Origin of the sequence: Umezawaea tangerina (genome assembly GCF_003002815.1) — a bacterium.
Taxonomy (GTDB): Bacteria; Actinomycetota; Actinomycetes; order Mycobacteriales; family Pseudonocardiaceae; genus Umezawaea; species Umezawaea tangerina.
Window position 1 is genome coordinate 760,753 of record NZ_PVTF01000003.1, and the last position, 21,707, is coordinate 782,459.

Annotated in this window: 22 protein-coding genes; 12 read left to right on the forward strand and 10 right to left on the reverse strand. The window is 71.9% G+C overall.

Going from position 1 to position 21,707, the window contains the following annotated elements:
- Window positions 1-4: 4 nt before the first annotated feature.
- Together CLV43_RS13885 and CLV43_RS13890 are read right to left on the reverse strand one after the other, a co-directional pair.
- Window positions 5-1,321, reverse strand: a complete 1,317-nt coding sequence (locus CLV43_RS13885) for a hypothetical protein (protein ID WP_106187490.1) — start codon at window positions 1,319-1,321, stop codon at window positions 5-7.
- Between the two features lie 150 nt (window positions 1,322-1,471).
- Window positions 1,472-3,097 (reverse strand): glycosyl hydrolase family 18 protein, encoded by a 1,626-nt coding sequence (locus CLV43_RS13890; protein WP_106187491.1) that lies wholly within the window; start codon window positions 3,095-3,097, stop codon window positions 1,472-1,474.
- A gap of 289 nt (window positions 3,098-3,386) precedes the next feature.
- Between CLV43_RS13890 and CLV43_RS13895 the strand changes: the two genes are divergently transcribed.
- The 3 genes from CLV43_RS13895 to CLV43_RS13905 all read left to right on the forward strand — a co-directional run bounded on the left by CLV43_RS13895 (window position 3,387) and on the right by CLV43_RS13905 (window position 6,715).
- Window positions 3,387-4,493 carry a serine hydrolase domain-containing protein gene (locus tag CLV43_RS13895; protein ID WP_245886410.1) on the forward strand — a complete coding sequence of 369 codons (1,107 nt, stop codon included), beginning with the start codon at window positions 3,387-3,389 and terminating at the stop codon, window positions 4,491-4,493.
- A gap of 354 nt (window positions 4,494-4,847) precedes the next feature.
- Window positions 4,848-5,606 (forward strand): bestrophin-like domain, encoded by a 759-nt coding sequence (locus CLV43_RS13900; RefSeq protein ID WP_106187492.1) that lies wholly within the window; start codon window positions 4,848-4,850, stop codon window positions 5,604-5,606.
- Window positions 5,603-6,715 carry a DUF6923 family protein gene (locus CLV43_RS13905; RefSeq protein ID WP_106187493.1) on the forward strand — a complete coding sequence of 371 codons (1,113 nt, stop codon included), beginning with the start codon at window positions 5,603-5,605 and terminating at the stop codon, window positions 6,713-6,715. Before CLV43_RS13900 ends, CLV43_RS13905 begins: the two co-directional genes overlap by 4 nt.
- A 103-nt stretch (window positions 6,716-6,818) precedes the next feature.
- On the opposite strand, the gene CLV43_RS13910 is transcribed toward CLV43_RS13905, so the two are convergent.
- From CLV43_RS13910 to CLV43_RS13925, 4 genes are read right to left on the reverse strand one after another with little or no spacing between them, the layout of a single operon-like run.
- Window positions 6,819-7,184, reverse strand: a complete 366-nt coding sequence (locus CLV43_RS13910; RefSeq protein WP_106187494.1) for a hypothetical protein — start codon at window positions 7,182-7,184, stop codon at window positions 6,819-6,821.
- 36 nt (window positions 7,185-7,220) lie between these two features.
- Window positions 7,221-8,033: an SAM-dependent methyltransferase gene (locus tag CLV43_RS13915; RefSeq protein WP_211304346.1), complete on the reverse strand. Its 813-nt coding sequence runs from the start codon at window positions 8,031-8,033 to the stop codon at window positions 7,221-7,223.
- On the reverse strand, window positions 8,030-8,506 hold the full coding sequence (locus CLV43_RS13920; protein ID WP_106187495.1) for a heme-degrading domain-containing protein: 477 nt from the start codon (window positions 8,504-8,506) through the stop codon (window positions 8,030-8,032). The genes CLV43_RS13915 and CLV43_RS13920 overlap by 4 nt, the downstream gene beginning before the upstream one ends.
- Window positions 8,503-9,549 (reverse strand): Gfo/Idh/MocA family protein, encoded by a 1,047-nt coding sequence (locus CLV43_RS13925; RefSeq protein ID WP_106187610.1) that lies wholly within the window; start codon window positions 9,547-9,549, stop codon window positions 8,503-8,505. The genes CLV43_RS13920 and CLV43_RS13925 overlap by 4 nt, the downstream gene beginning before the upstream one ends.
- A 69-nt stretch (window positions 9,550-9,618) precedes the next feature.
- On the opposite strand from CLV43_RS13925, the gene CLV43_RS13930 reads away from it, so the two are divergent.
- From CLV43_RS13930 to CLV43_RS13940, 3 genes are all read left to right on the forward strand, one after another.
- Window positions 9,619-10,695 (forward strand): ROK family transcriptional regulator, encoded by a 1,077-nt coding sequence (locus CLV43_RS13930; protein ID WP_146174758.1) that lies wholly within the window; start codon window positions 9,619-9,621, stop codon window positions 10,693-10,695.
- 74 nt (window positions 10,696-10,769) lie between these two features.
- On the forward strand, window positions 10,770-11,249 hold the full coding sequence (locus CLV43_RS13935; protein ID WP_106187496.1) for a hypothetical protein: 480 nt from the start codon (window positions 10,770-10,772) through the stop codon (window positions 11,247-11,249).
- On the forward strand, window positions 11,246-11,557 hold the full coding sequence (locus CLV43_RS13940; RefSeq protein ID WP_106187497.1) for a winged helix-turn-helix domain-containing protein: 312 nt from the start codon (window positions 11,246-11,248) through the stop codon (window positions 11,555-11,557). Before CLV43_RS13935 ends, CLV43_RS13940 begins: the two co-directional genes overlap by 4 nt.
- On the opposite strand, the gene CLV43_RS13945 is transcribed toward CLV43_RS13940, so the two are convergent.
- Window positions 11,554-12,450 (reverse strand): serine/threonine protein kinase, encoded by an 897-nt coding sequence (locus tag CLV43_RS13945; RefSeq protein ID WP_106187498.1) that lies wholly within the window; start codon window positions 12,448-12,450, stop codon window positions 11,554-11,556. The genes CLV43_RS13940 and CLV43_RS13945 overlap by 4 nt on opposite strands.
- Window positions 12,451-12,468: 18 nt before the next feature.
- Window positions 12,469-14,211, reverse strand: coding sequence for an N-6 DNA methylase (locus CLV43_RS13950; RefSeq protein WP_106187499.1), 1,743 nt, complete (start codon window positions 14,209-14,211; stop codon window positions 12,469-12,471).
- 76 nt (window positions 14,212-14,287) lie between these two features.
- On the opposite strand from CLV43_RS13950, the gene CLV43_RS13955 reads away from it, so the two are divergent.
- Window positions 14,288-15,037 carry a PP2C family protein-serine/threonine phosphatase gene (locus CLV43_RS13955; RefSeq protein WP_106187500.1) on the forward strand — a complete coding sequence of 250 codons (750 nt, stop codon included), beginning with the start codon at window positions 14,288-14,290 and terminating at the stop codon, window positions 15,035-15,037.
- A gap of 27 nt (window positions 15,038-15,064) precedes the next feature.
- Here CLV43_RS13955 and CLV43_RS13960 read toward each other — a convergent pair whose 3' ends face one another.
- Entirely contained in the window at window positions 15,065-15,763 is a 699-nt protein-coding gene (locus CLV43_RS13960) for an ArsR/SmtB family transcription factor (protein WP_106187501.1), read from the reverse strand.
- Between the two features lie 64 nt (window positions 15,764-15,827).
- Here CLV43_RS13960 and CLV43_RS13965 point away from each other — a divergent pair, with 64 nt between their 5' ends.
- Both CLV43_RS13965 and CLV43_RS13970 read left to right on the forward strand, forming a co-directional pair.
- Window positions 15,828-16,391 carry a hypothetical protein gene (locus CLV43_RS13965; protein ID WP_106187612.1) on the forward strand — a complete coding sequence of 188 codons (564 nt, stop codon included), beginning with the start codon at window positions 15,828-15,830 and terminating at the stop codon, window positions 16,389-16,391.
- On the forward strand, window positions 16,388-17,134 hold the full coding sequence (locus CLV43_RS13970; protein WP_106187502.1) for an isocitrate lyase/PEP mutase family protein: 747 nt from the start codon (window positions 16,388-16,390) through the stop codon (window positions 17,132-17,134). Before CLV43_RS13965 ends, CLV43_RS13970 begins: the two co-directional genes overlap by 4 nt.
- 45 nt (window positions 17,135-17,179) lie before the next feature.
- On the opposite strand, the gene CLV43_RS13975 is transcribed toward CLV43_RS13970, so the two are convergent.
- Entirely contained in the window at window positions 17,180-18,397 is a 1,218-nt protein-coding gene (locus CLV43_RS13975) for an alginate lyase family protein (protein WP_106187503.1), read from the reverse strand.
- Window positions 18,398-18,562: 165 nt separating this feature from the next.
- Between CLV43_RS13975 and CLV43_RS13980 the strand changes: the two genes are divergently transcribed.
- The 3 genes from CLV43_RS13980 (at window position 18,563) to CLV43_RS13990 (ending at window position 21,691) form a co-directional block, all read left to right on the forward strand.
- Entirely contained in the window at window positions 18,563-19,438 is an 876-nt protein-coding gene (locus CLV43_RS13980; RefSeq protein ID WP_106187504.1) for an alpha/beta fold hydrolase, read from the forward strand.
- Window positions 19,439-19,538: 100 nt separating this feature from the next.
- Complete coding sequence (locus CLV43_RS13985; RefSeq protein WP_106187505.1) at window positions 19,539-21,224, forward strand: PHP domain-containing protein; 1,686 nt, start codon at window positions 19,539-19,541, stop codon at window positions 21,222-21,224.
- The gene (locus CLV43_RS13990; RefSeq protein WP_106187506.1) at window positions 21,224-21,691 is read left to right on the forward strand and encodes a hypothetical protein; all 468 of its coding nucleotides are present in this window, start codon (window positions 21,224-21,226) and stop codon (window positions 21,689-21,691) included. The genes CLV43_RS13985 and CLV43_RS13990 overlap by 1 nt, the downstream gene beginning before the upstream one ends.
- Window positions 21,692-21,707: the final 16 nt, after the last annotated feature.

The window sequence follows — 21,707 nt, forward strand, 5'->3', positions numbered from 1 at the left end:
CCCGCTACCCCACCGAAAGCGCGTACTCCCCGACGCTCCCGTACCCCGTGTACCCGTCCACGCCGGGATCGCCGTACCCGACGCCCTCGACCCGCACCACGTAGTCCCCGGCGGGCAGCTCGCGGGAGAACACCGCGTCCATCCCCTCGGCGACGACCGCCGACACCCGGACCAGCGGCGGGTCCACGACCGCCACGACACCCGACGCCCCGAGCACCGTCATCCGGATGTCCAGGTTCGGGCTGAACCGCGCCGGGAGCGCGGAGACCGCCAGAACCCCACCCCCGTGCCGCACCAGGAAGTCGTCGGAGTCGGCGTCGCTCCCGATGACCCCCGAGACCGTCCCGCCGACCGGCACGGCGCCGACGACGTCGTCGGCCGCCAGCGGGATCCCCTTGCCCGCCATCACCTTGATGTCGTCCTGCCGGTTGGTCGGGTTCCGGTACTCGCCCTTGCTCCACTGCGTGACGGGCTGCTCGTGCGCCGCGCCCATGATCGAGGCCCACCCCTGGTGCCCGGAGTAGTACTCCGACCCGCCGCCCTGCCCGTCGTGCAGCAGCCCCAACGTGTGCCCGGCCTCGTGCGAGGCGACCTCGGCGATCAGCTTCCCGTCCGAGGACCCGGCTCCCGTGTAGGCCCACGACGGCTGGAACGCGTCGTGGTCCACGTACCGGTCGAACACCCCGATGTAGGACTGCCCACCGCACCCGCACCCCGTCACGTCCACCGGCGTGACCACCACGCGGGACCCGAACTCCAGGTCCTCCGCACCGGTCCGCTCGATCCGGTCGGCGGGGGGCTCCTGGGTCGTCACGTCCACCCCGAACGGCCGGAAGTTCTCCGCCGTGGCCAGGAACGCCGCGTACACCGTGTCCCGCTCCGCCGCCCCGAACACCGCGGGATCCCCGTCGGCGTCGTAGGGCGGCGCCACGATCCGCTCGCCACCGCGCCACCGCGTGTCCCGCACCGAGTGCCCGTCGAAGTCCAGGAACAACGTCCGCGCGGCCCCCGGCCGACTGTGCAGCGCGAACACGTCCACCCCCGCGGGCGCGGTCACCTCGGACCGCGCGCCGGCGGGCACCACGGGCTCGACGGACCGGATCCCGTCCGCCGCGTCCACCTCGAAGTGCCCGCCCAGGGCCATCGCCCGCAGCTCCTCCTCGGACACCCCGTTGCGCCCGGCCAACGCCGACGCGTCGTAGCCGGAGGCCAGCACCTCGGCCAACGGCCGGGCGCTTTCCCCCTGCGCGTGCACCGGACCCGTCGACAGCACCGCGATCCCCAACGCCACCACCACCGCGCCGCGAACGACCACCGCCACACCGCCCCCTGAGCCGAACCGGACGAACCGTGGGGGAGCCTACGAAGACCGGGACCAATGGGCCATTCGGACGCACAGGACGCGCAAGACGCACGAGGGGCCCGTGGCTGCTGCCACGGGCCCCTCGTGCGATTCCGGTTCAGCCGGTGATCAGCCGAGACCGTTCTTGATCGCGCTGATCAGCTCGCCGTTCGTCGTGTCGCCCGAGAGCTCCCAGAAGAACGCGCCGCCGAGCCCCTGGTTGTTGGAGTACGCCATCTTGCCGCCGATGGTGGCGGGGGTGTCGTAGCTCCACCAGTTGTTGCCGCACTTGGCGTACGCCGTGCCCGCGACCTGGCCGGTGGCGGGGCAGGAGTTCTTGAGGACCTTGTAGTCCTCGATGCCCGCCTCGACCGACGCGGGCGCCGGGCCGGTCGCCGTGCCGCCGGGGGCGTCCTGCGAGACGCCGGTCCAGCCGCGGCCGTAGAAGCCGATGCCGAGCAGCAGCTTCGAGGACGGGACGCCCTTGCTCTTGAGCTTCTGGATCGCGGCGTCGGAGTAGAAGCCCGGCGTCGGGATGCCGTTGTACGAGGTCAGCGGCGAGTGCGGGGCCGTGGGGCCCTGCGGGGCGAAGCCGCCGAAGTAGTCGTAGGTCATGACGTTGTACCAGTCGACGTACTGCGCCGCGCCGCCGTAGTCGGCGGCGTCGATCTTGCCGCCGTTGGTGCCGTCGGCCGTGATGGCCGCGGTGACCAGGTTCGTGCCGAAGCGCGAGCGCAGGGCGCCCATCAGGTTCTTGAACGCCGGGGCGCCGCTGGTGTCGCAGGAGAGACCGCAGGCGTTCGGGTACTCCCAGTCGATGTCGATGCCGTCGAACACGTCGGCCCAGCGCGGGTCCTCGACCAGCTTGTAGCAGGACTCCGCGAACGCCGCCGGGTTCTGCGCCGCCTGGCCGAAGCCGCCGGACCAGGTCCAGCCGCCGAAGGACCAGATGACCTTGAGGCCGGGGTGCATCCTCTTCAGCTTGCGCAGCTGGTTGAAGCTGCCGCGCAGGGAGCCGGTGTCCCAGGAGTCCGCCACGCCGTCGACGCTGCTCGCCGCGTCGTAGAACTTGTCGTAGTCGGCGTAGGTGTCGTCGTTGGCCGAGCACTGGCCGTTCTTCACGTTGCCGAACGCGTAGTTGATGTGCGTCAGCTTCGCGGCGGAACCGCTCGTCTCGATGTTCTTGACGTGGTAGTTGCGGCCGTAGACGCCCCACTGCACGAAGTAGCCGAGGTTCTTCTTGCCACCGGGCGGGGGAGTCACCGTCGTGGTGGTGGTCGTCGGACCGGTCGTGGTGGTCGTCGTCGTGGTGGTGGTCGTGGTCGTCGTGGTGGTCGTCGTGCCACCGCCGGCGTCGCAGGAGGCGCCGTTCAGCTTGCAGCCGCTGGGGCCGGAGTAGCTACCGGAGTACACGACGTTGAAGCCGAAGCTCACGGTGCCGCCGGCCGCGACGTTGCCGTTCCACGAGTTCTTCACGGTCACGTGCTGACCGCTGGTGGTCTGCGTGCCGTCCCACAGCGAGCTGATCCGGTGGTTGGCGGGGAGGTCGAACTCGACCGTCCAGGTGGCGAGCGAGGACCCGCCGCCGTTCTGGATCGTGTACTTGCCCTCGTACCCGGTGCCCCAGTCGGAGCCCTTGGTGAAGGTCGCCGATACGCCGCCTGCACCGCTTGCCGCGGGCACGACGGTCAGGCCGAGGACCATCGTGGCGACCGCCACGAAACACGCTGTGAGATGCCATCGGATCTTGGTCATCGGGCTCCTTGTCACGGCAGGGAAAGCAGGGTTCTGTGCAACTTGTGGTCCAGACCACTGTGCGGTCAAGGTCTAGACCAGTTGTGTCACTCGAACGGAGTAGCGGGTGAATCGATTTCGTTATCCGCAAACGTTTGCAGGACGGCCGGGCCCCAGGGGTGGTTCGTGGGGGTTTCAGGGGGTTCGGCAGGGCCGGAAGTCGCTCCGCCGGTCACTCTCCGGTAGGTCGTGAGGACTGCTCGCATCCCGAGGAATCCGTGGTGTCAACGGATTCAGGGGAGGAAAGCCGATGAGCGCGATGATCAAGCGCGTCGGCGCGCTGGGGGCGGTCGTCGGACTGGTCGGTCTGGCCGCGGCGGGCACCGCGGTCGCCGACTCGGGTGGACGTGTCGACCGGGTAGTGGTCCAGCGGGCGATCGACGAGCTCGTCGCCAACGGGGCCGCGGGCGTCCAGGTCCGGATCACCGACGGGCGGCGGGGCTTCACGGCCCGCTCGGGGGTCGCCGAGTGGGGCGGGGACCGGCCGGTGCCGACCGACGGGCGGGTCCGGATCGGCGGCCTCACGAAGGTGTTCGTGTCCACGGTCGTGCTCCAGCTCGTCGGCGAGGGCCGGGTCGACCTCGACGCGCCGGTGGCGCGCTACCTGCCGGGGCTGCTGCCCGACGGCGGCCGGATCACCGTCCGGATGCTGCTCCAGCACGCCGGCGGGCTGCACGACTACACCGAGGAGCTGCCGCTCGACCCGGCCGGTTTCGAGGCGATCCGGTACGAGCACCGGGAGCCTGCCGAGCTGGTCGCCCTGTCGACCGCGAAGCCGCTCGACTTCGCGCCCGGCACGGGGTGGAACTACTCCAACGCCGACTACGTCGTGGCGGGGCTGCTCGTCGAGAAGATCACCGGGAAGCCGTACGCGAAGGCCGTCGAGCAGCGGATCCTGCGCCCGCTGCGGCTGCGCGACACCACCTTGCCCGGCGACCGCGTCGACGTGCCCGGTCCGCACGCCCACGGCTACGTGCGGGTCGGCGACCGGGTCGTCGACATCACCAGGGTCAACCCGTCGATCGCCTACTCGGCGGGCGAGATGATCTCCACCACCGCCGACCTCGACCGGTTCGCCACCGCCGTGGCCAGGGGTGAGCTGCTCGAGCCCGCCCAGTTCGCCGAGATGACCGGGCTGACCGACGTGTCGCCCGGCTACGGCCTCGGGCTGGAGACGCGGAAGCCGTCCTGCGGCGCCGAGATCATCGGACACAGCGGCGGCGTCCCCGGGTACAGCAGCCTGATGTTCGCCAGTGAGGACGGTCGCGTCCGGCTCGACGCGTCGTTCACCTCCGCGCCCGGAGGCGGATCGGGTGCGGGCGCGCAGGAGGTGGTCGACGAGGTGTTCTGCGACTGAGTGGGAGCCGGCCTTGAGGGGACCCCCGGTTGGGTTCCCCTCAAGGCGTTCGGCCGACCTGATCCGCCGAACGGTGGATGACCGACCGTGGTCACCGCTGCGCCGGTTGGGCCGATCCGGGCGTCCGGGGGGAGGGGGCGCGTGCCCGATCGGGGGAGATCAACTGCGGTGCACCGCATCGGGTGTGCGAATGTCACCCGACTGATCAGTCCTATTGGGGCACTTGGCTGAACAAGAGCCTGAATCGCGTGTGGACGGACGAACGCCTGCTACTTTGTTGAACGTCATGCGGGCGTTCCGAATATTTGTGGATTGCTTTCGGAGCCCTTTTGTTTTGAGGGTGATCGGAAACGAATGAACATATACTTCGGTGGCATCCTGTGGGTCGGCCTCGCGGCCCTGGTCGCGGCGCTCGCGGCTTACCTGATGCGGCGGTTCGGCTCGGAGGAGGGCCGTGAGGAGAACAACGCCGCGGCAGGCGGTGTCTTCTCCATCGTCGCGGGCCTGAACGCCGTGCTGGTCGCCTTCGTGCTCATCGCGCTGTTCGACGCCACGGGGTCGGCCGACCAGTCCTCCTACCGCGAGGCGGACAGCCTCGTCGCGGCGTCGTGGGCGAGCGACTCGCTGCCCGACGCGACCAAGGAGAAGGTGCACGACCTTTCGCGCGCCTACATGTCCACGGTCATCCGCGAAGAATGGCCGAAAATGCAGGACGGCACCGATGTGTCGTCCATCGGCTGGACGCAATTGGACCAGCTCCGCACCGCGGTCGCGCAATCGCCCGTCGACGACGAGTGGCAGACCGATCGCAAGACCGAGGCCGCCACGAAGTTGTGGGAGGTCTACGAGGCCCGCCAGGACCGCATCAACGCGTCCGGGAACGGCGTCAGCTCCGTCGTCTGGTTCACGATGATCGTCGGCAGCGTCCTGTCCCTGGCGCTCGCGCTCCTGTTCGGCGGTGCGAAGGTCCGGTCGCACATCGTCATCATGGCCACCCTGGCCGCGACCATGACCCTCCTGCTCTACGCCACCTACCAGTTGCAGAACCCCTTCAGCGGCGGCGCCAAGATCGGGCCGGACGCCTTCCAGGCGGCACTGGACCGGTTGCGGTGATCCTCGTCGCCGCACTGGCGTGCGTGGCGCTCCAGGTCGAGGCGGTCTCCGACGACGGACCGTCCACGCTCCTGTCCGTCGAGCTGCCCTCCGGCGCGGCGACCACCGTCGGCGTCCTGGACCACCGCCTCAACGCGCTCGGCTACTCCGAGGCCCAGGACGCCTACTTCGGCGTCACACCACTGGGTGACATCGTCCGCATGGACCACCAGGGCGCCGCCACGACCATCGGCCACGTCCCGCACTCCGGTGTGGTGCAGGCCGTCGCGGGCGCGGTCCACGGCGACCGCTTCTACGTGCGCTCGTCCGGCGCCGTCTACGTCATCGACATCGACCCCGGCAGCCCCGGCTACCTGGGCCTCGTCTCGGCCAGCGTGCTCTGGCCCATCAGCTTCGTCCTGTCGGTGGACGACTTCGACTACAACCCCGCCGACGGCCTGCTCTACGGCGTGGCCACCAAGCTCCTGGGCCACCCCGAGGTCGTCACCATCGACCCCACCACCGGCTGGACCCGTCCCCTGGACCCGGCCATCACCATGCCGGACGGGCCCGGCTACGGCGCCGCCGCCTTCGGCCCCGACGGCGCCCTCTACGCCACCAACAACGACCAAGGCGGCGAGAGCCTGCTCTACCGGGTCGCCCTGGACGGCTCCGGCTCCGTCACGCTGCTGTCCGGGCGCCCCGCGGCGCGGACGATCGACTCCGCGGGCTGCTACGCCGCCGCCACCCCGCCGATCGTGCTGCCCCCGACGACGACCCCGCCGGTAGTCGTCCCGCCGACCGCGCCCCCGACCACGACGACCACCCCCGCCCCGCTGCCCGAGGTCCCGGCCGTCCCGCCTCCGGCGCCGACCACCACGACGACGCCCTCCCCGGTTCCGGCGGGCGCGACCCCGCTCCCGCCGGACGTGCCGCCACCGCCGTCCAGTCCCGCCCCCACCACGCCGAGGTCCGTACCGCCCCCGGTGTTCAAGCCGGACCGCCCGGTGGAGGAGGTCGTCGCGGTCGCCGACCGTCGCACCGAGACCAAGCGCCGCTGGAGCCTCGCGGTCCTGCTGCTCGTGATCGGTGCCGGTGCCGTCGCGGCCCAACGCGCCCGCCGCGCCTGAGCCCGCGGGCCGGACGCGCCGCGGGACGAGCCCGTGAACCGAAAAACCAGGGGTCCCCCGTCGCGGGGGACCCCTGGTTCACGTGGTCACGACAACCCCAGGACTACAAGAGCTCTTCCGGTGCCGCGGGACGCTGCGGCTTGTCGTGCTTGCGGGGCTCGCGCCGGGACTTCGCGTCCTCGATCTGCCGGATCATCTCCTTGCGGACCTCGGTCAGCGCGTGGTCCAGCTCGACCTCGTGCGACGTGGCCACGAACGGCGGCCAGCCCGCGAGGAAGGCCTCGAAGGTCACCTTCTGATCCTTCTGCCCGCGTTCCTTCACCGACAGCGCGAGATCCACTTGCTGGGGCTGCCAGCCCGCGAGATGAGGGGCGAGGTTCGCCAGGGCGTACACGACGCGCCCCTGGTCGGTGGGGCTGAACCCGTTGCCGAGGCGGAGCCGCTGCTCAAGGACTTCGGTGTCACTCATGGAATTACGCTACGCCATCCCCGTGGTCGCCGCGCGTCAGTCGCGCCGCGCGACGGCGGCGTAGAAGCCGACGTGCTCGGTCTTCTCGGTGAGCTCGGGGGTGTGGTCGTGGTGCCACTGCGTGGCGTCCACCAGGCCCGGCGGGATCAGTTCGAGGCCGTCGAGCATGGCGCTGATCTCGGCGTGGCTGCGGGTGTGCACGGGGTTGGCGGAGCGCTTGTAGACCGCCAGCGCGCCCGCGGCCTGCTCGGGGTTGTGGTCGGAGGTCACGTGCGACATCACCACGTAGCTGCCGGGCACGACGACGTCGCGGTAGGCGCCGAGCACGCGCTCGGGGTGGCGCTCGTCGGGCAGGAAGTGCAGGACGGCCACGGCCAGCACGGCGACCGGCTGGGAGAAGTCGATCATCTCCAGCACGGCGGGGGCGGTGAGCACGTCCTGCGGGACGGTGAGGTCGGCCCTGGTGACCGTGGCGTTCGGGTTGTCGCGCAGCAGGTGCTTGCTGTGCGCGTAGGCGACCGGCTCGATGTCGACGTAGGCGATGCGGCTCTCCGGGGCGAGCCCCTGGGCGACCTCGTGCACGTTGCCGACGGTCGGGATGCCGGAGCCGAGGTCGAGGAACTGCCGGATGCCCTGCGACACGCAGAACCGCACGGCGCGGGCGAGGAACGCGCGGTTGGCCCGCACCGCCTCGCGCATCCACGGCATGACCTGGATCGCCTGCTCGGCGAGGGTGCGGTCGGCCTGGAAGTTGTGCGCGCCGCCCAGGTAGTAGTCGTACATCCGCGCCGGGTTCGGCTGCTCCAGGTCGATGTCGTCGACCCCGTAGCGGTCCTGCTCCTGCGTCACTGCGCCTCCTGCAACCCGAGGAACTTCTCCAGCTGTGCCACGACGAACGCGTGGTCGTCGGCCTGGGGAAGTCCGGAGACACCCACCGTGCCGACCGGGCCGACCCCCGTGACGATGACCGGGAAGACCCCGCCGTGCGCCGCGTAGAGGCCGATGTCCAGCCTCGACGACTCGTCGAAGGTACTGCCTCCGACCTGGAACTGCGTCCCCACGTAGTAGGAACTGCGCCCGTAGCGGTCCACGACCCGGCTCTTGCGGTCGATCCAGTCGTCGTTGTCGGCGCACGTGCCCGGCAGGGAGGCGTGGAACAGCCGCTGCCCGTTGCGCCGCACGGAGATGGTGACGGGCAGTCCCTCGGCGCGCGCGGCGTCGAGCAGGTGGATGCCCAGGGCGATGGCGGTCTCGTTGTCGAACCGGGTGAACCGCAGCCGGTCCTCCTGGGCCGCGAGCTCGGCGAGCAGCTCGGCGCTCATACGGCGACCACCTGTCCGGTGTTGGCGGACTCGAACGCGTCCTCGATGATCTCCAGCGCCGCGATGGCCGACTCCGGGTCCACGGGCAGCGGGCCGCCGTCGCGCAGCGCGGTCACCAGCAGCCGGTAGAACTCCTCGTACGCGCCCTTCTCGCTGGGCACGGGGGTGGTGTCGTCGAGCAGGCCGACCTCGCCCCAGGCCGACTCGGGCTCCTCACCCCAACCGGGTCGACCGGGCCGCAGGCCGGCGACGAGCGCGTCCTCCTGGCCGTCCATGCCGCTGATCGTGAACGCGGCCTGCTCGCCGAGCACGCGGAACCGCGGGCCGTGGTTCGCGGCCGACGCGCTGGCCCACAGGTGCGAGCGGACGCCGCTGGTGTGGGTGAGCGCGACGAACACGTCGTCGTCGACCAGCGCGCCGGGGCGGCGGCGGTCGAGCTCGGCGTACACGCTGCGGACCGGGCCGTTGAGCTGCAGGGCCTGGTCGACCAGGTGCGCGCCGAGGTCGTAGAGCAGCCCGCCCGCCTCCTCGGCGGCGCCGAACTCGCGCCAGTTGTCCCAGATCTCCGGCACCCAGCGCTCGTAGCGCGACTCGAACCGGCTGATGGTGCCGAGCCTGCCGCTCTTCACCACCTCGCGGACGGTCTGGAAGTCGCTGTCCCACCGGCGGTTCTGGAACACCGTGAGCGGCACGCCCTTCTCCCGCGCGGCGGCGAGCACGCGGCGCGCGTCGGAGCTGGAGGGCGCGAACGGCTTGTCGACGACGACCGCCTTGCCGTGCGCGATCGCCGCGAGGGCGAGCTCGACGTGGGTCTTGTTCGGGGAGCCGATGACGACGAGGTCGACGTCGGAGGCGAACAGGTCGTCGGCCGTGTCAAGGAGCTCGACGTCCGGGTGGTCGGCGGCCGCCCGCGCGCGGCGTTCGGCGTCCGTGGTCACGATCGCGGTGAGGGCGAGGCCGGGTGTCGAGGAGATCAGCGGGGCGTGGAACACGCGGCCCGCGATCCCGTACCCGATCACGCCGGTGCGGAGGTCAGCTGCCATGAGCAGCATTAAAGCAACGCTGTAGTCTAATCGCCAGCCAAAACGGACAACTCATGCGATCATGGCGCCGTGGCGAACTTGCGGTTCCTGCGTGGGTACAACGACGCGGTGGTGCTCGGACTCGCTCGGCGGGGCGAGCCCATGACCAGGGTCGAGCTCGCCGAGCGCAGCGGCCTCACCCCGCAGGCCGTGTCCAAGATCGTCAGCAGGCTCATCGCCGACGGCCTCCTGGTCGACTCCGGCAGGCGCAACGTCGGCGTCGGCAAGCCCCGCACCCTCGTCCGCCTGGTGTCCTCCAGCCGGGTCGCGCTCGGCGCCGCCGTCGAACGCGACGAGCTGCGCGTCGTCCTCGCCGACCTCTCCGGCGCCGTCGTCGACCGCACGGTCGTCGCCCTGCCCCGCGACTTCGGTCCCGAGGTGTTCGTGGAGGAGCTGGCCAAGCTCGTCGACGTCCTGCTGGCCCGCAACGAGGTCTCCGACGAACGCCTCCTCGGCGTCGGCATCGGCTTCGTCGGCCCCCTGGACCACCGCGACGGCGTCGTCCACGACGCCACCGGCCTGGTCGGCTGGCACGACGTCCCGCTGCGCGACCTCGCCGCGGAACGCCTGGGCCTGTCCGTCGTCGTGGACAAGGACACCAACACCGCCATGATCGCCGAGGCCTGGCGGCGCGGCGACGAGCTCCGCCACGCCGCCCTCGTCATCGTCGGCACGGGTGTCGGCGTGGGCCTGCTGCTCGACGGCCAGGTCCACCGCGGCGCCCGCACCAACGCGGGCGAGTACGGCCACACCACCATCCAGCTCGGCGGCCCCCGGTGCGCCTGCGGCCGGTCGGGCTGCGTCGAGATCGTGCACAACCTCGCGCTCGCCGCGGACGACCTCAAGGGCGCGGTCACCGTCCTGGGCATGGCCGTCGCGGGCCTGGTGCAGCTGCTGGACCTCGACCACGTCGTCCTCGGCGGCCGGGTCGTCCAGAGCGCGCCGGACGTGTACGCCGACGGCATCCGCGAGGTCGTCCGCGAGCAGGTCCCGCGCTCGGACTGGCTGGAGGTCGACATCAGCGTCAGCCCGCTGGGCGACGACCTCGTCGCCGCGGGCGCGGCGATGCTGGTGCTGAGCGAGTTCTACAGCCAGCGCGGACCGTAATCGGGGAAAGTACTTTCCAATCGGGAAAGTACGTGCCATCCTGGACTCGTACCCGACGAGCCCAGGGAGACGTCATGCACGAACAGCCACCCCCGAGTGAAGCCGCCGACGCGCTCGCGGAGATCCGCCAGCGGCACGAGCAGGTGCTCGAGCAGTCGTTGACCCCCAACTGGTTCTGGTGGGTGGTCGGCCTGCTGGTCGTCGGCTTCTCGACCGCCGTCGACACGGAGGACGGTCTGGCCATCGGCATCGGCACCACGGTGTTCGTCCTCGGCCTTTGCGCCGCCGTGGGCGTCGTGGTGGTGCGCTCCCTGCACGCGCAGCCGCGCAGCGAACTGCTCGGCACCGCGGGCGCCCTGCCGATCGCGGGTTTCGTCCTCGCGGTGCTGGCCGTGACGCTGCCCGTCAGCCTGGTGCTGGGGGCGCTCGACACGCCGCACGCGGCGACGTGGGGCTCGCTCGTGTGCGCCGTGCTCATGATCGTGGGCGGCCCGATCCTGATGCGCCGCGTGCGGTCCACCATGCTGGACCGGGTCACGAAGGGATCCCGATGACGGAACCGAAGTTCGACGAGCTGGTCCACGCCCCCACCAGGCTGTCGATCGTCTCGCTGCTCGCGGCCGCGGAGTGGGCGGACTTCAAGTTCCTCCGCGACACCGCGGGCATGTCCGACTCGGCGCTGTCCAAGCAGCTGACCACGTTGGAGGACGCGGGGTACGTGGAGATCCGCAAGCACTTCGTCGGCAAGCGGCCGCGCACCTCCGCGCGGCTCACCCCCGCCGGCCGCACCGCGTTCGACGGGCACGTGGCGGCGTTGCAGGAGATCGTGGCCCGCGCGGGCGCGACCGTCCTGCCGTCCTAGTCCTCCAGCACCCGGCCCACGACCCGCGCGTACATCCGGTCGGGGCTCGGTGTCGTGGGCGGTGTGAGGAAACCCGGCAGCATCGGCAGGTCCACCGCGAACGGCAGCAGCCGTTCGAAGAGGGCGGTGGCGTCGACCGGCCGCCGTTCCGGGTCCTTCTCCAGCATGTCCTGCAACAGCTCGTCCAACGCCACGGGGATCCGCGGCACCGACGACGGCCGCTGCTTCACCTGCTTGTCGAACACCGTGTAAGCGGTCTCCCCGGTGAACAGCTGCCGCCCCGTCAGCATCTCGTGCAGCACGCACCCCAACGCGTACAGGTCGCTGCGCGGCTCGGCGCTGCCCCGCTGGATCTGCTCCGGCGCCATGTACGCGGGCGTGCCGAGCATCTGGCCCCAGCGGGTGAACTGGGCGACGTCGGACTCGCGCAGCACGGCCAGCCCGAAGTCGAGGACCTTCACGCTGCCGTCCGGGCACAGCATGAGGTTCGTGGGCTTGAGGTCCCGGTGGCAGATCGACAGGCTGTGCGCGGCGGCCAGCACGGCGCACGCCTGCGCGGCGATCGACGCGGCCCACGGCACCGGCAGCGGCCCGTGCTCACCGACCAGGTCGGCGACCGTGACCCCGTCGATGAACTGCATGACCTGGAACATCCGGTACTCGTAGACGCCGAAGTCGTAGAGCACCGGCGCGCCCGCGTGCTCCAGCTTGGCCAGGATCCGCGCCTCGCGGGTGAAGCGGTGCTCCATCTCCTCGTCGCGCCCGCCGGGCAGCTGGAGGAACTTGACGGCGACCCGGCGGTCCAGGTGCCGGTCGTAGCCGCCGTGCACGGCACCCATCCCGCCCTGGCCCAGCGGCAGGTCGTCCAGCTCGTACCTGTCGGCGATGAGCATGCGGCCTCCCCAACCGTCCTAACTCCGTGGTCGGAGGTGACCGTCCATCAGGCCGCCAAAGCCTAGCCGGATGACGCTCTCGCCCAACGCGGCCGTCTCGCGCAACGCGTCCTCGAGCACGCCGAGCTGCCGGAACGCCTTCCCGAACGCCTGCTGCTCGGCCAGCGGCAGCCGGGGGACCTGGGTGCGCCGCGCGTCGACCCGGCTCGACCCCTGGTGCGCGCGCGACGCCGCCGCGCGCAGGACGCCCGCGAGGAAGTACGGGTCCAGCCGCTTCGGGTCGACCCGGTAGACCGCCAGGTACGGGCCCAGCACGGCGTGGCAGCCGACGACGCGGGCGGTGCCCATCGGGGACGCGACGACGTCACCCGGCTCCACCTCGACCAGGTCGGGGTCCGGGGTGGTGCGCTCGGACGGCTCCACGCCCGCGGCGAGGTCGTCGGCGGTCAGCACGGGCAGGTCGCCATCGCCGGTGGTGAGCTTCGCGCCCGCGTGCTTCATCGTCAGCAGGCCGCCCTTGGCCAGCTCGCCGATCGTCGTCATCGGCGGCGCCAGCTGGGACGCCTTCTCCAGCTCCGGGGTCGGCAGCGCGGTCTTGCGCAGCGCGGCGAGCGCCTCGACGAACGCGAGGTGCGTGTCCTCGCCCCCGCTGCGCCGCAACGTCTGCACGGCCGGGCTCAGGTCGACGTCCTCGTCGAGCACGTCCACTATCGGCACCGACGGCCCGTCGGTCGGGTCGGTGCGGAACGCGGCCCAGAGCTCGTCCACGGCGGACAGCTCGTCGACCTCGGTCAGCAGCACGTGCGACGGCGTGCGGTCGCCGGGCTCCGGACGGCGCAGCACCCACAGGTCCGGGCCGCCGGGCAGCGTCACGACCGCGCGCAGCGCCCCCGCCCGCAGCAGGTTCGCCCGGATCCGGCGGCCGGGACGGCGGCTGGCCGCGGCCGACGGCATCAGGATCGCCACCAGCCCGCCGGGCTTGGTGTGGCTCAGGCAGTGCTGCACCCACGCCAGCTCCGACTCGCCGCGCGGCGGCAGCCCGTACTCCCAGCGCGGGTCGCCCGCCAGCTCGTCGTAGCCCCACGCGCGCTCGGTGAACGGCGGGTCGCACACGACCGCGTCGGCCAGCTCGCCCGCGAAACCGTCCTGCCGGAGGGCGTCGCCGACGTGGATCTCGCCGGGTTGTGATCGAAGTCGCAGCCGGTGTTCGGCGATGGCCGCGGTGGTCTCGTCGATCTCCTGGCCGAGCACCCGCGCGGCGGGCGTGTCGACCAGCGTCGTGCCCAGGCCGCAGGCCGGGTCGTACAGCGTCCCGCCGTCCGGCTCGGTGAGCCTGACCAGCAGCGCGGCGACGTCCGCCGGGGTGGCGTCAAGTTGCCGCGAGTGGGCGTCGAGGTAGCGCTCGCAGAGGAACTCGAACGCCGCCAGCGGCCCGCGTTCGGCCGCCAGCGGGGCCAGCGTGCCGCCGTTCTCCGACCTCAGCGCGGCCCCCGCCTCGGCCACCCGGTCGCCGAGCGCGAGGTCGTCGCCCGCGCCGCGCAGCCACTGCCAGGCCCGCTCGACCGGGGACACGTCGACGCGCTTCCCGTTGCGCCGCAACCAGTCCTCGACCTCGTTGAGGGAGAACAGCGGACTGGACGCCGTGCCGCCGACCGGCGCGGGGAAGTCCTCGTGCCGCCTGCGCCAGTTGCTCACGGCGGCACGCCCCACGTCGACGAGGCGGGCGATGTCGCCCGCGCTCACGGTGGCGTCCTGGTCCATGTCCTACACCCTAGTTCACAACCGATGCACAGTGGTTCTGCTTGTGAACTGAATCAACCAATGTTTCACTGTTGGCATGACGCACAACCGGCTCGCCCACGCCGTTGGCTCCCATCCAGGGCTCCGCCGCGAGCTGAACGAGGACTCCGCCTGCGCCGAGCCCCCGCTGTACGCCGTCGCCGACGGCATGGGCGGCCACGCGTTCGGCGAGATCGCCAGCGCCACCGCCATCGACGTGCTCGCCCACTACGACGTCACCGGCGACCCGATCCCCGCGTTGACCGCCATGATGGACGAGGTCGCGCTCCGGCTGACCGACATGGCCGAGCAGGACCTGCGGATGCGCGGGATGGGCACGACCCTGACCGCGCTGCTGTGGGTCGACGGGACCAAGTTCGCGGTGGCGCACATCGGCGACTCGCGGTGCTACCTGGTGCGCGACGGCGAGATCTCGCAGGTCACGCGCGACCACACGATGGTGCAGGCGCTCGTGGACGAGGGGCGGATGCCCGCCGAGCAGGCGGTGCTGCACCCCCGGCGGTCGATGCTGATGCGGGCGCTGCAGGCGGGGAACTCGCCGGAGCCGGACGTGTTCCTGCACGAGGTGCAGGTCAACGACCGGTACCTGCTGTGCTCGGACGGGCTGTCCGACGTCGTGGCGCCCGAGGCGATCCTCCAGGTGCTCACGCAGGTCGAGGACCGCGACGAGGTCGTGCTGAAGCTCATCGCGCTGGCCAACGAGGGCGGCGGGCCGGACAACATCACCTGCGTGCTGGTCGACGTGGTCAACGACGAGTGGCTGGAGCACTGGAGCGGGCGGCTCTAGGGCGTGTTCCCGTGCGGGGTGTCCGGCTCAGGACATCCCGGCGCTTGCCATGTCCAGGTCCAGCAGGTCCCGCAGCGCCTGCGCGCCGGCCGGGGTGACGCGGACCGCGCGGGTCGTGCCGATCCGGCGCACCCAGCCCCGTTCCTGGAAGTGCTGGTGCACATGGGCTCCCGCCGCGCCGGCCAGGTGGGTGCGGCGTTCGGTCCAGTCCAGGCAGGGGCGGCTCAGCGGGCGCCGGGCGGCGCGCAGCCGGGCCCCGTCCGCGCCCAGGGGCCCCGTCAGCCAGGCGAGACCGGTGTCGGTCAGGGCGAACCCGCCGGTCTGGGACAGGTATCCCTTGGCGGTCATGGCGTCGGTGATCCCGACGCCCAGCCTGCCCGCGAAGTGGTCGTAGCAGGTCCGTCCCCTGGCCATGGCGGCCGAAGCACCCACCGCGCGGAGCCCCGAGGGCGGCGCGGCGGGTCGTGCGCAGGTCAGCAGGTCCTCGACGAGCTGCGCCACCCGCTGGTCGGCCAGCTGCACGTACCGGTGCCGTCCTTGCCGCCGCTGCACCAGCAGCCCGCCCGCGACGAGCCTGCCCAGGTGCTCGCTGGCCGTCGACGCGGCCACGCCCGCGTGCGCGGCGAGCTCACCGGCGGTCCAGGCGCGGCCGTCCAGCAGGGCGACGCAGAACGCGGCCCTGGTGCGGTCGGCCAGCAGTGCCGCCAGGTTCGCGAGTTCCTCCACGGGTCCAGTGTGCGGCGCGGACCGTTCGGCGCGCACCGAACCGTCGGAGACCTACGGTCGTCGCATGTCGAGCGCGCTGACCGATCCCCGCTACACCGTCCCCCCGGTTCCCGCCGCCGACCAGGGCGTGGCCTGGTTGCGGGCGTCCGTCGCGCGGTTCTGCGACGGGCCCGCCCACGAGCGGCGGCGGGCGCTGGTCGTGGCCGAGCTGGCGGCCGTCGACCCGCGAACATTGGCCGGACGTCGGGGGAGCAGCCCCGTCGCGGTCCTCGCCGAGGCGCTGGGCCTGGCCGTGGCCCCGGAGGACGTCGAGCTGGTGGCGGGGTGCTACCAGCCGCACACCGCCGTCACGCCGGAGGCCGACGACGCGGTGGCGAGGCTGGTCGAGGCCTGCGGCGGGGTGCCCGACGAGCGGACCGCGAACCGGATCGGGCTGCTCGTGCAGGCCTGCGCGGCCACGGCGGCGCTGGTCGCGGGCGTCCACCCGCCGGTGCCGGTGACGCGCCGGGTCGCGCCGGACGGCACGCTGGTCGTGGTCGACCTGACCGACCACCCCTTCGGGCTCGGGGCGCACGCCTGCCCCGGCCGCGAGCACGCGCTGGCCATCGCTGGAGGACCGACCCGATGACGTTCCACGACCTGCACCACGGCGCCGAGCCGTTGCTCCTGCCCAACGCCTGGGACTTCGCGTCGGCGGTCGCGCTGCACGCCGCCGGGTTCGCGGCGATCGGCACGACGAGCCTCGGGGTGGCGGCGGCGCACGGGCTGGCGGACGGGGAAGGCGTGGCGCGCGCCGAGACCGTGGCGTTGGCGCGGATGATCGCCGGGCTGCCCGTGCCGGTGACGGTGGACATCGAGTCCGGGTTCGGGGCGGACGTCGGCGAGCTGGCGGCGGAGCTCGCGGGACTGGGCGTGGCGGGGGTGAACATCGAGGACGGGCGGCCCGGCGGGCGGCTGGCCGACCCGCGGGAGCAGGCGGAGCTGGTGCGGGCGGCCAGGGAGGGCGCCCCCGGACTGTTCGTGAACGCGCGCGTGGACACCCACTGGCTGTCGGTCGACCAGGAGTCCACTGTGGACCGCGCGCGGCGTTACCTGGACGCGGGCGCGGACGGCGTCTTCGTACCGGGACTGGTGCGGGAGCAGGACATCGCGGCCGTGGTGGAGGCGGTGGACGCGCCGCTGAACGTCCTGCACGTGCCCGCGATCGGCCTGAAGGGGTTGGGGGAGCTGGGAGTGCGGCGGGTGAGCACGGGGTCGCTGCTGTTCCGGGCCGCGCTGCACGCCGCCGTCACCACCGCGTGCGCTGTGCGCGACGGCGACCCGGTCGCGGAAGGGATCCCGAGCTACGAGGACGTGCGGCGGCTCGTCTGACCGGCGCACGGCCGCGGGTGGCCGGAGCCACCCGCGGCCGGTGGGCTACGCCGGGTTCTGCGCGTGGGTCAGGGTCTCCCAGGCGATGAACAGGTTGTCGGTGCCCTGCGGGCGCTGCTGCTCGGTGTACTTCTGGGTGTTCGCCATCGTGATGCCCATCCGGGTGTTCAGCGCGTTGAACGCGACCTCGGTCGTCGGGCCGAGGTTCTGGCTGCGGACGCCGCCGCACAGCCACGACGGCATGGCCTCCAGCTGGTAGCGGGTGTGCAGGCCGTACGCGTGCCGCATCCGGTCCTTGTTCTCGCCCCACAGGTCCAGGCCCTGGTGGTGCGCCGTCTCGGCGATGTGCGCCGCGGCGGCCAGCCCGTACCCGGTGTGGGTGAAGTCGCGGCACGTCTCCTGGCTGACGCCGTCCTGGAACGTGGACTGGCCCTGCCAGTACCCGACGATCTCGTCACGGGTGTCGATGCCGCTGCCGGGCGGCGTCCTGGGCAACGCGCCGTCGGTGGTCAGGTAGACGTAGGCGGGCAGCCGGGTGCGGAAGATCGAGACGGCCTTGTCGTAGGCCGCGCGGTCCTCCAGGAACACGGCGATGCCGATGGAGGCCTCCATCATGCTGAGCTCCCAGTTGCCGTTCGTGTTCGCCAGCCCGGCCTGGATCTCCGGCAGGTACGCGGTGCGCAGCATGGTCGCGAACCTGGTCACGCTCGCGGCGGGCCACCCGGTGTAGGTGTAGCGGATGATCTCCGCCGCCTTGGGCCACGACGACCCGGCCCACGCGGTCTGCAGCCGGGCGTTGCTGTTCGTGTGGTCGGTGACGACCGGCGCCCAGGCGTCCATGACCTGGATCGCCTTGGTCGCGTACCGGGTGTCCTTGGTGACGTACCAGGCGAGCGCGAGCGTGTACGCGGCGATCGCGTCCTCCCGCTCGTCGGTGCACCCGTAGTTCGGGTTCGAGTAGGAACCGCATTCCACCACCGCGCGCGGCTTCGCGGTGCGCGTCAGGGAGGCGTACTTGCTGGCCATCATCTGGTCGTAGGCGGATTTCCACGGTTGTGCTCCGGCGAGCACCTTGGTCCGCATGAACTCGAGCTGCGGTTGGCTGACCAGCACGCCGGGGTGGGTGAACGTGGCGGGCGCCGCGATCGACACCCCGCCTTCCGGTGCAGGCCGGGACGCCGTCGCGACCTGGGTCCCGGCTACCGTGAGCAGCGCGGACAGGGCGGCCACGACGATTTTCGCGCGCAGGGGTGATCGGTTCATCTGGTCTCCTCGCAGGGTTTGGGGAGACCGATAGTGTCTGTGGTCCAGACCAGTTAGGTCAACGATTTCCAGTACCGGAACTTTTTCCCCAACTTTATGCCGGACCGGGCAGACTGTCTTTATTCACGCATGTGAACAAATCGAATTGTGGAAAGGTCGCCACCCATGCCGCGTGTGAAGTTCGCAGACCTCGAGCTCGAGTACGACACCTTCGGCGACCCGGCCGACCCGGCCCTGGTCCTCGTGATGGGGCTCGGTGCCCAGATGACGACCTGGGACGAGGGGTTCTGCCGGCTGTTCGCCGACCAGGGCTTCCACGTGGTCCGGTACGACAACCGCGACGTCGGCCTGTCGACCTGGCTCGACCTGCCGCTGCCGGACCTGCCCGCAGTGGCGGCGGGGGACCTGACGACCGCGCCCTACCGGCTCGCCGACCTGGCCGACGACCTGGTCGGCCTGCTCGACGCGCTCGGGATCGACCGCGCGCACGTGGTCGGCGCGTCGATGGGCGGCATGATCGTCCAGCAGGCGGCCATCGACCACCCGGAACGGCTGCTCAGCCTGTGCTCGATCATGTCCACCACCGGCGACCCGAGCGTCGGGCAGGGCAAGCCCGAGGTGATCGCCACGCTCGCCCAGCCGTCGCCGCCGACCCGCGAGGGGATCATCGAGCAGCGCCTGGCCGCGTCGCGGATGACCCGGTCGCCCGGCTTCGACGTGGACGACGACCTCGCGCGCGAGCGCATCGCGGCCAGCCACGACCGCTCGCACCGCCCGTTGGCCTCGCTGCGGCACCTGGCGGCCGTGCTGGCCTCGCCCGACCGCACGCCGGGGCTGCGCGGCGTCACCGTGCCGACCCTGGTCGTGCACGGCTCCGCCGACCCGCTGGTCGGCGTGTCCGGTGGCGAGGCGACGGCGGCGGCCGTGCCGGACGCCGAGCTGCTGGTGGTCGACGGCATGGGCCACGACCTCCCGGAGCAGGTGTGGCCGACCATCGTCGAGGCGGTCACGAGGAACGCCAAGCGCGCCTCGCGGACGTGAGGGTTCACCGGGAGTTCACCGGTTGTCCGACGTGGGTGGGGTTCCGACCGGGGCATGCTCCGCGGCGACGCAGCCGACGCGGGAACGGTGAGCCCAACGCATGTCGCACCACCACGATGGTCACGAGCACCACCACCACGAGGTAGAGCCCGTCGAGGGCAGCTGGCAGGACCCGGCGGACGACCGGCCCGTCGCGGTCGCCCGCCGTCGGTTCCTGGCAGGTCTCGGCGTCGCCGTCGGCGGGGCCGCCCTGGCGGGAACGGGCGCGGGCGAGGCGGCGGCCACCCCGGTCGCGTCGAACCGGTGGGGCACGCCGCAGCGCTGGTACGCGGGCGACCACCACATCCACACCCAGTACTCCGGCGACGGTCAGTACCCGGTCGCCGCGCAGGTCGCCAAGGCCCGCGCGAACGGGCTGGACTGGATGGTCATCACCGACCACGGTGGTGTGGCGCACCAGAAGTTCTCCATCGACCAGGTCACGCCCGACATCGAGAAGGCTCGCAAGGGCAACCGCGACGTCCTGGTCTACCAGGGCCTGGAGTGGAACATCCCCGGCGCCGAGCACGCGACCGTGTTCCTGCCGCCGGACCGCCACACCGTGGACATCCTGCGCGCCTTCGAGGGCGCGTACGACGGCGGCGTGCTGTCGACGTCGGTGGAGAACGGCGGCAAGGGGCTCATCGCGCGGTCTACGTCGGCCGACGGCGAGCCGTACGCGTTGGCGGCGTTGAGGTACCTGGAGGCGCAAGTCCTCAGTGGACGGACCGAGATCGCGCTGATGTTCGCCAACCACCCGGCCCGGCGCGGGGTCGACAGCCCCCACGAGCTGCGCGGTTGGCGCGACGCCGCACCCGGTGTGGCCGTGGGCATGGAGGGCGCGCCGGGCCACCAGGCCTCGGGCATCCCCAAGTCGGCGGGCGGCCGGGGCGGCGCGCGCGGGTACTACGACTCGTCGCCCGGTGTGGACAGCCACCCCGGCTACGCGCCGACCGCGACCGAGAACCCGTACCGCACCTACGGCGGGTTCGACTGGATGACCGCGAAGGTCGGCGGGCTGTGGGACTCGATGCTGGCCGAGGGCAGGCCGTGGTGGGTCACCTCGACCTCCGACGTGCACCAGGTCTTCGGCGACACCCTCACCCCCGGCACGCAGGACTACGAGAAGACCGGCAGCCGCGGGGCGCCCGTCGACTCGGGTGTCGAGCAGACCGGGTTCGGCGACTTCTTCCCCGGCCACTACAGCCGGACCGTGGTGGGCGCGCGGTCGAAGTCGTACGTGGACGTCATGCGTGGCCTGCAGTCCGGCAAGGTGATCGCGGTGCACGGCAGGCTGATCGACGGCCTCGACCTGCGGGTGCGGGCACTGGGTGAGGGCGACAACCGGGGTGTCACGATCGGCGGCCGCACGTTCGTCGAGCGCGGCGGCTCGGTCGAGGTCACCATCGAGGTGACCGGTGCCGGTGGCCCGAACTTCGCCGGTGTGGTGCCGAAGCTGGCCAAGCTCGACCTCGTCGCGGGCCCGGTCACCGGTCCGGCCGTCGACCGCGACACCCTGTCGGCGCCGGGCACCACCGTGGTGAAGTCGTTCGAGGTCACCAAGAACCGGGCGCGGTTCACCCACGTCTTCCGCGACGTCGCGACCGCGTTCTACCTGCGCGTCCGGGGCACCGACGGCAACCGGCTGACCGCCGACGGCGGTCCGGTCATGGACGTCGTCGGTGACGCCGACCCGTGGGCGGACCTGTGGTTCTACGCGAACCCGGTGTTCGTGGACGTGATCTGATGCGCTGGGTGCGGCTGGTCCCGGACTTCACCTCGGTGGGCGCGCACTTCGACCGGCAGGTGCTGTCGGCGCTGGACGACGCCGGAGTCGCCGCCGACCTCGTGCTGACCCACGTCGAGCGCACCGGCTCGGTCGCCGTGACGGTGGTGTCCGCCCGGATCACCGGCGGCCTCGCGCCCGGCACGGAGATCGAGGAGCCCGCCCGGGGGCGCTGCGTGCGGTTCCCCGGCTGGGCGGTGTTGACCGGCACCCACCCGGTGGCGGAGATCGTCGCGGCGACGGCGATCGACGAGGTCGTCGGCATCGGCGCCGCGGTGGCACCGGGGACGTTGGTGGCCACGGCCGGGTACGTGCGGCCCGAGTACCGCGACGGACGCCTGGTCCTGCTCGTCGAACCCGCCGCGGGCGGGGTGTTCCAGCCGTCCGAGGTCGAGCAGCCGCACGAGTGCTGCGCGGGAACCCACTGACAGCAGCCTCTTGGGG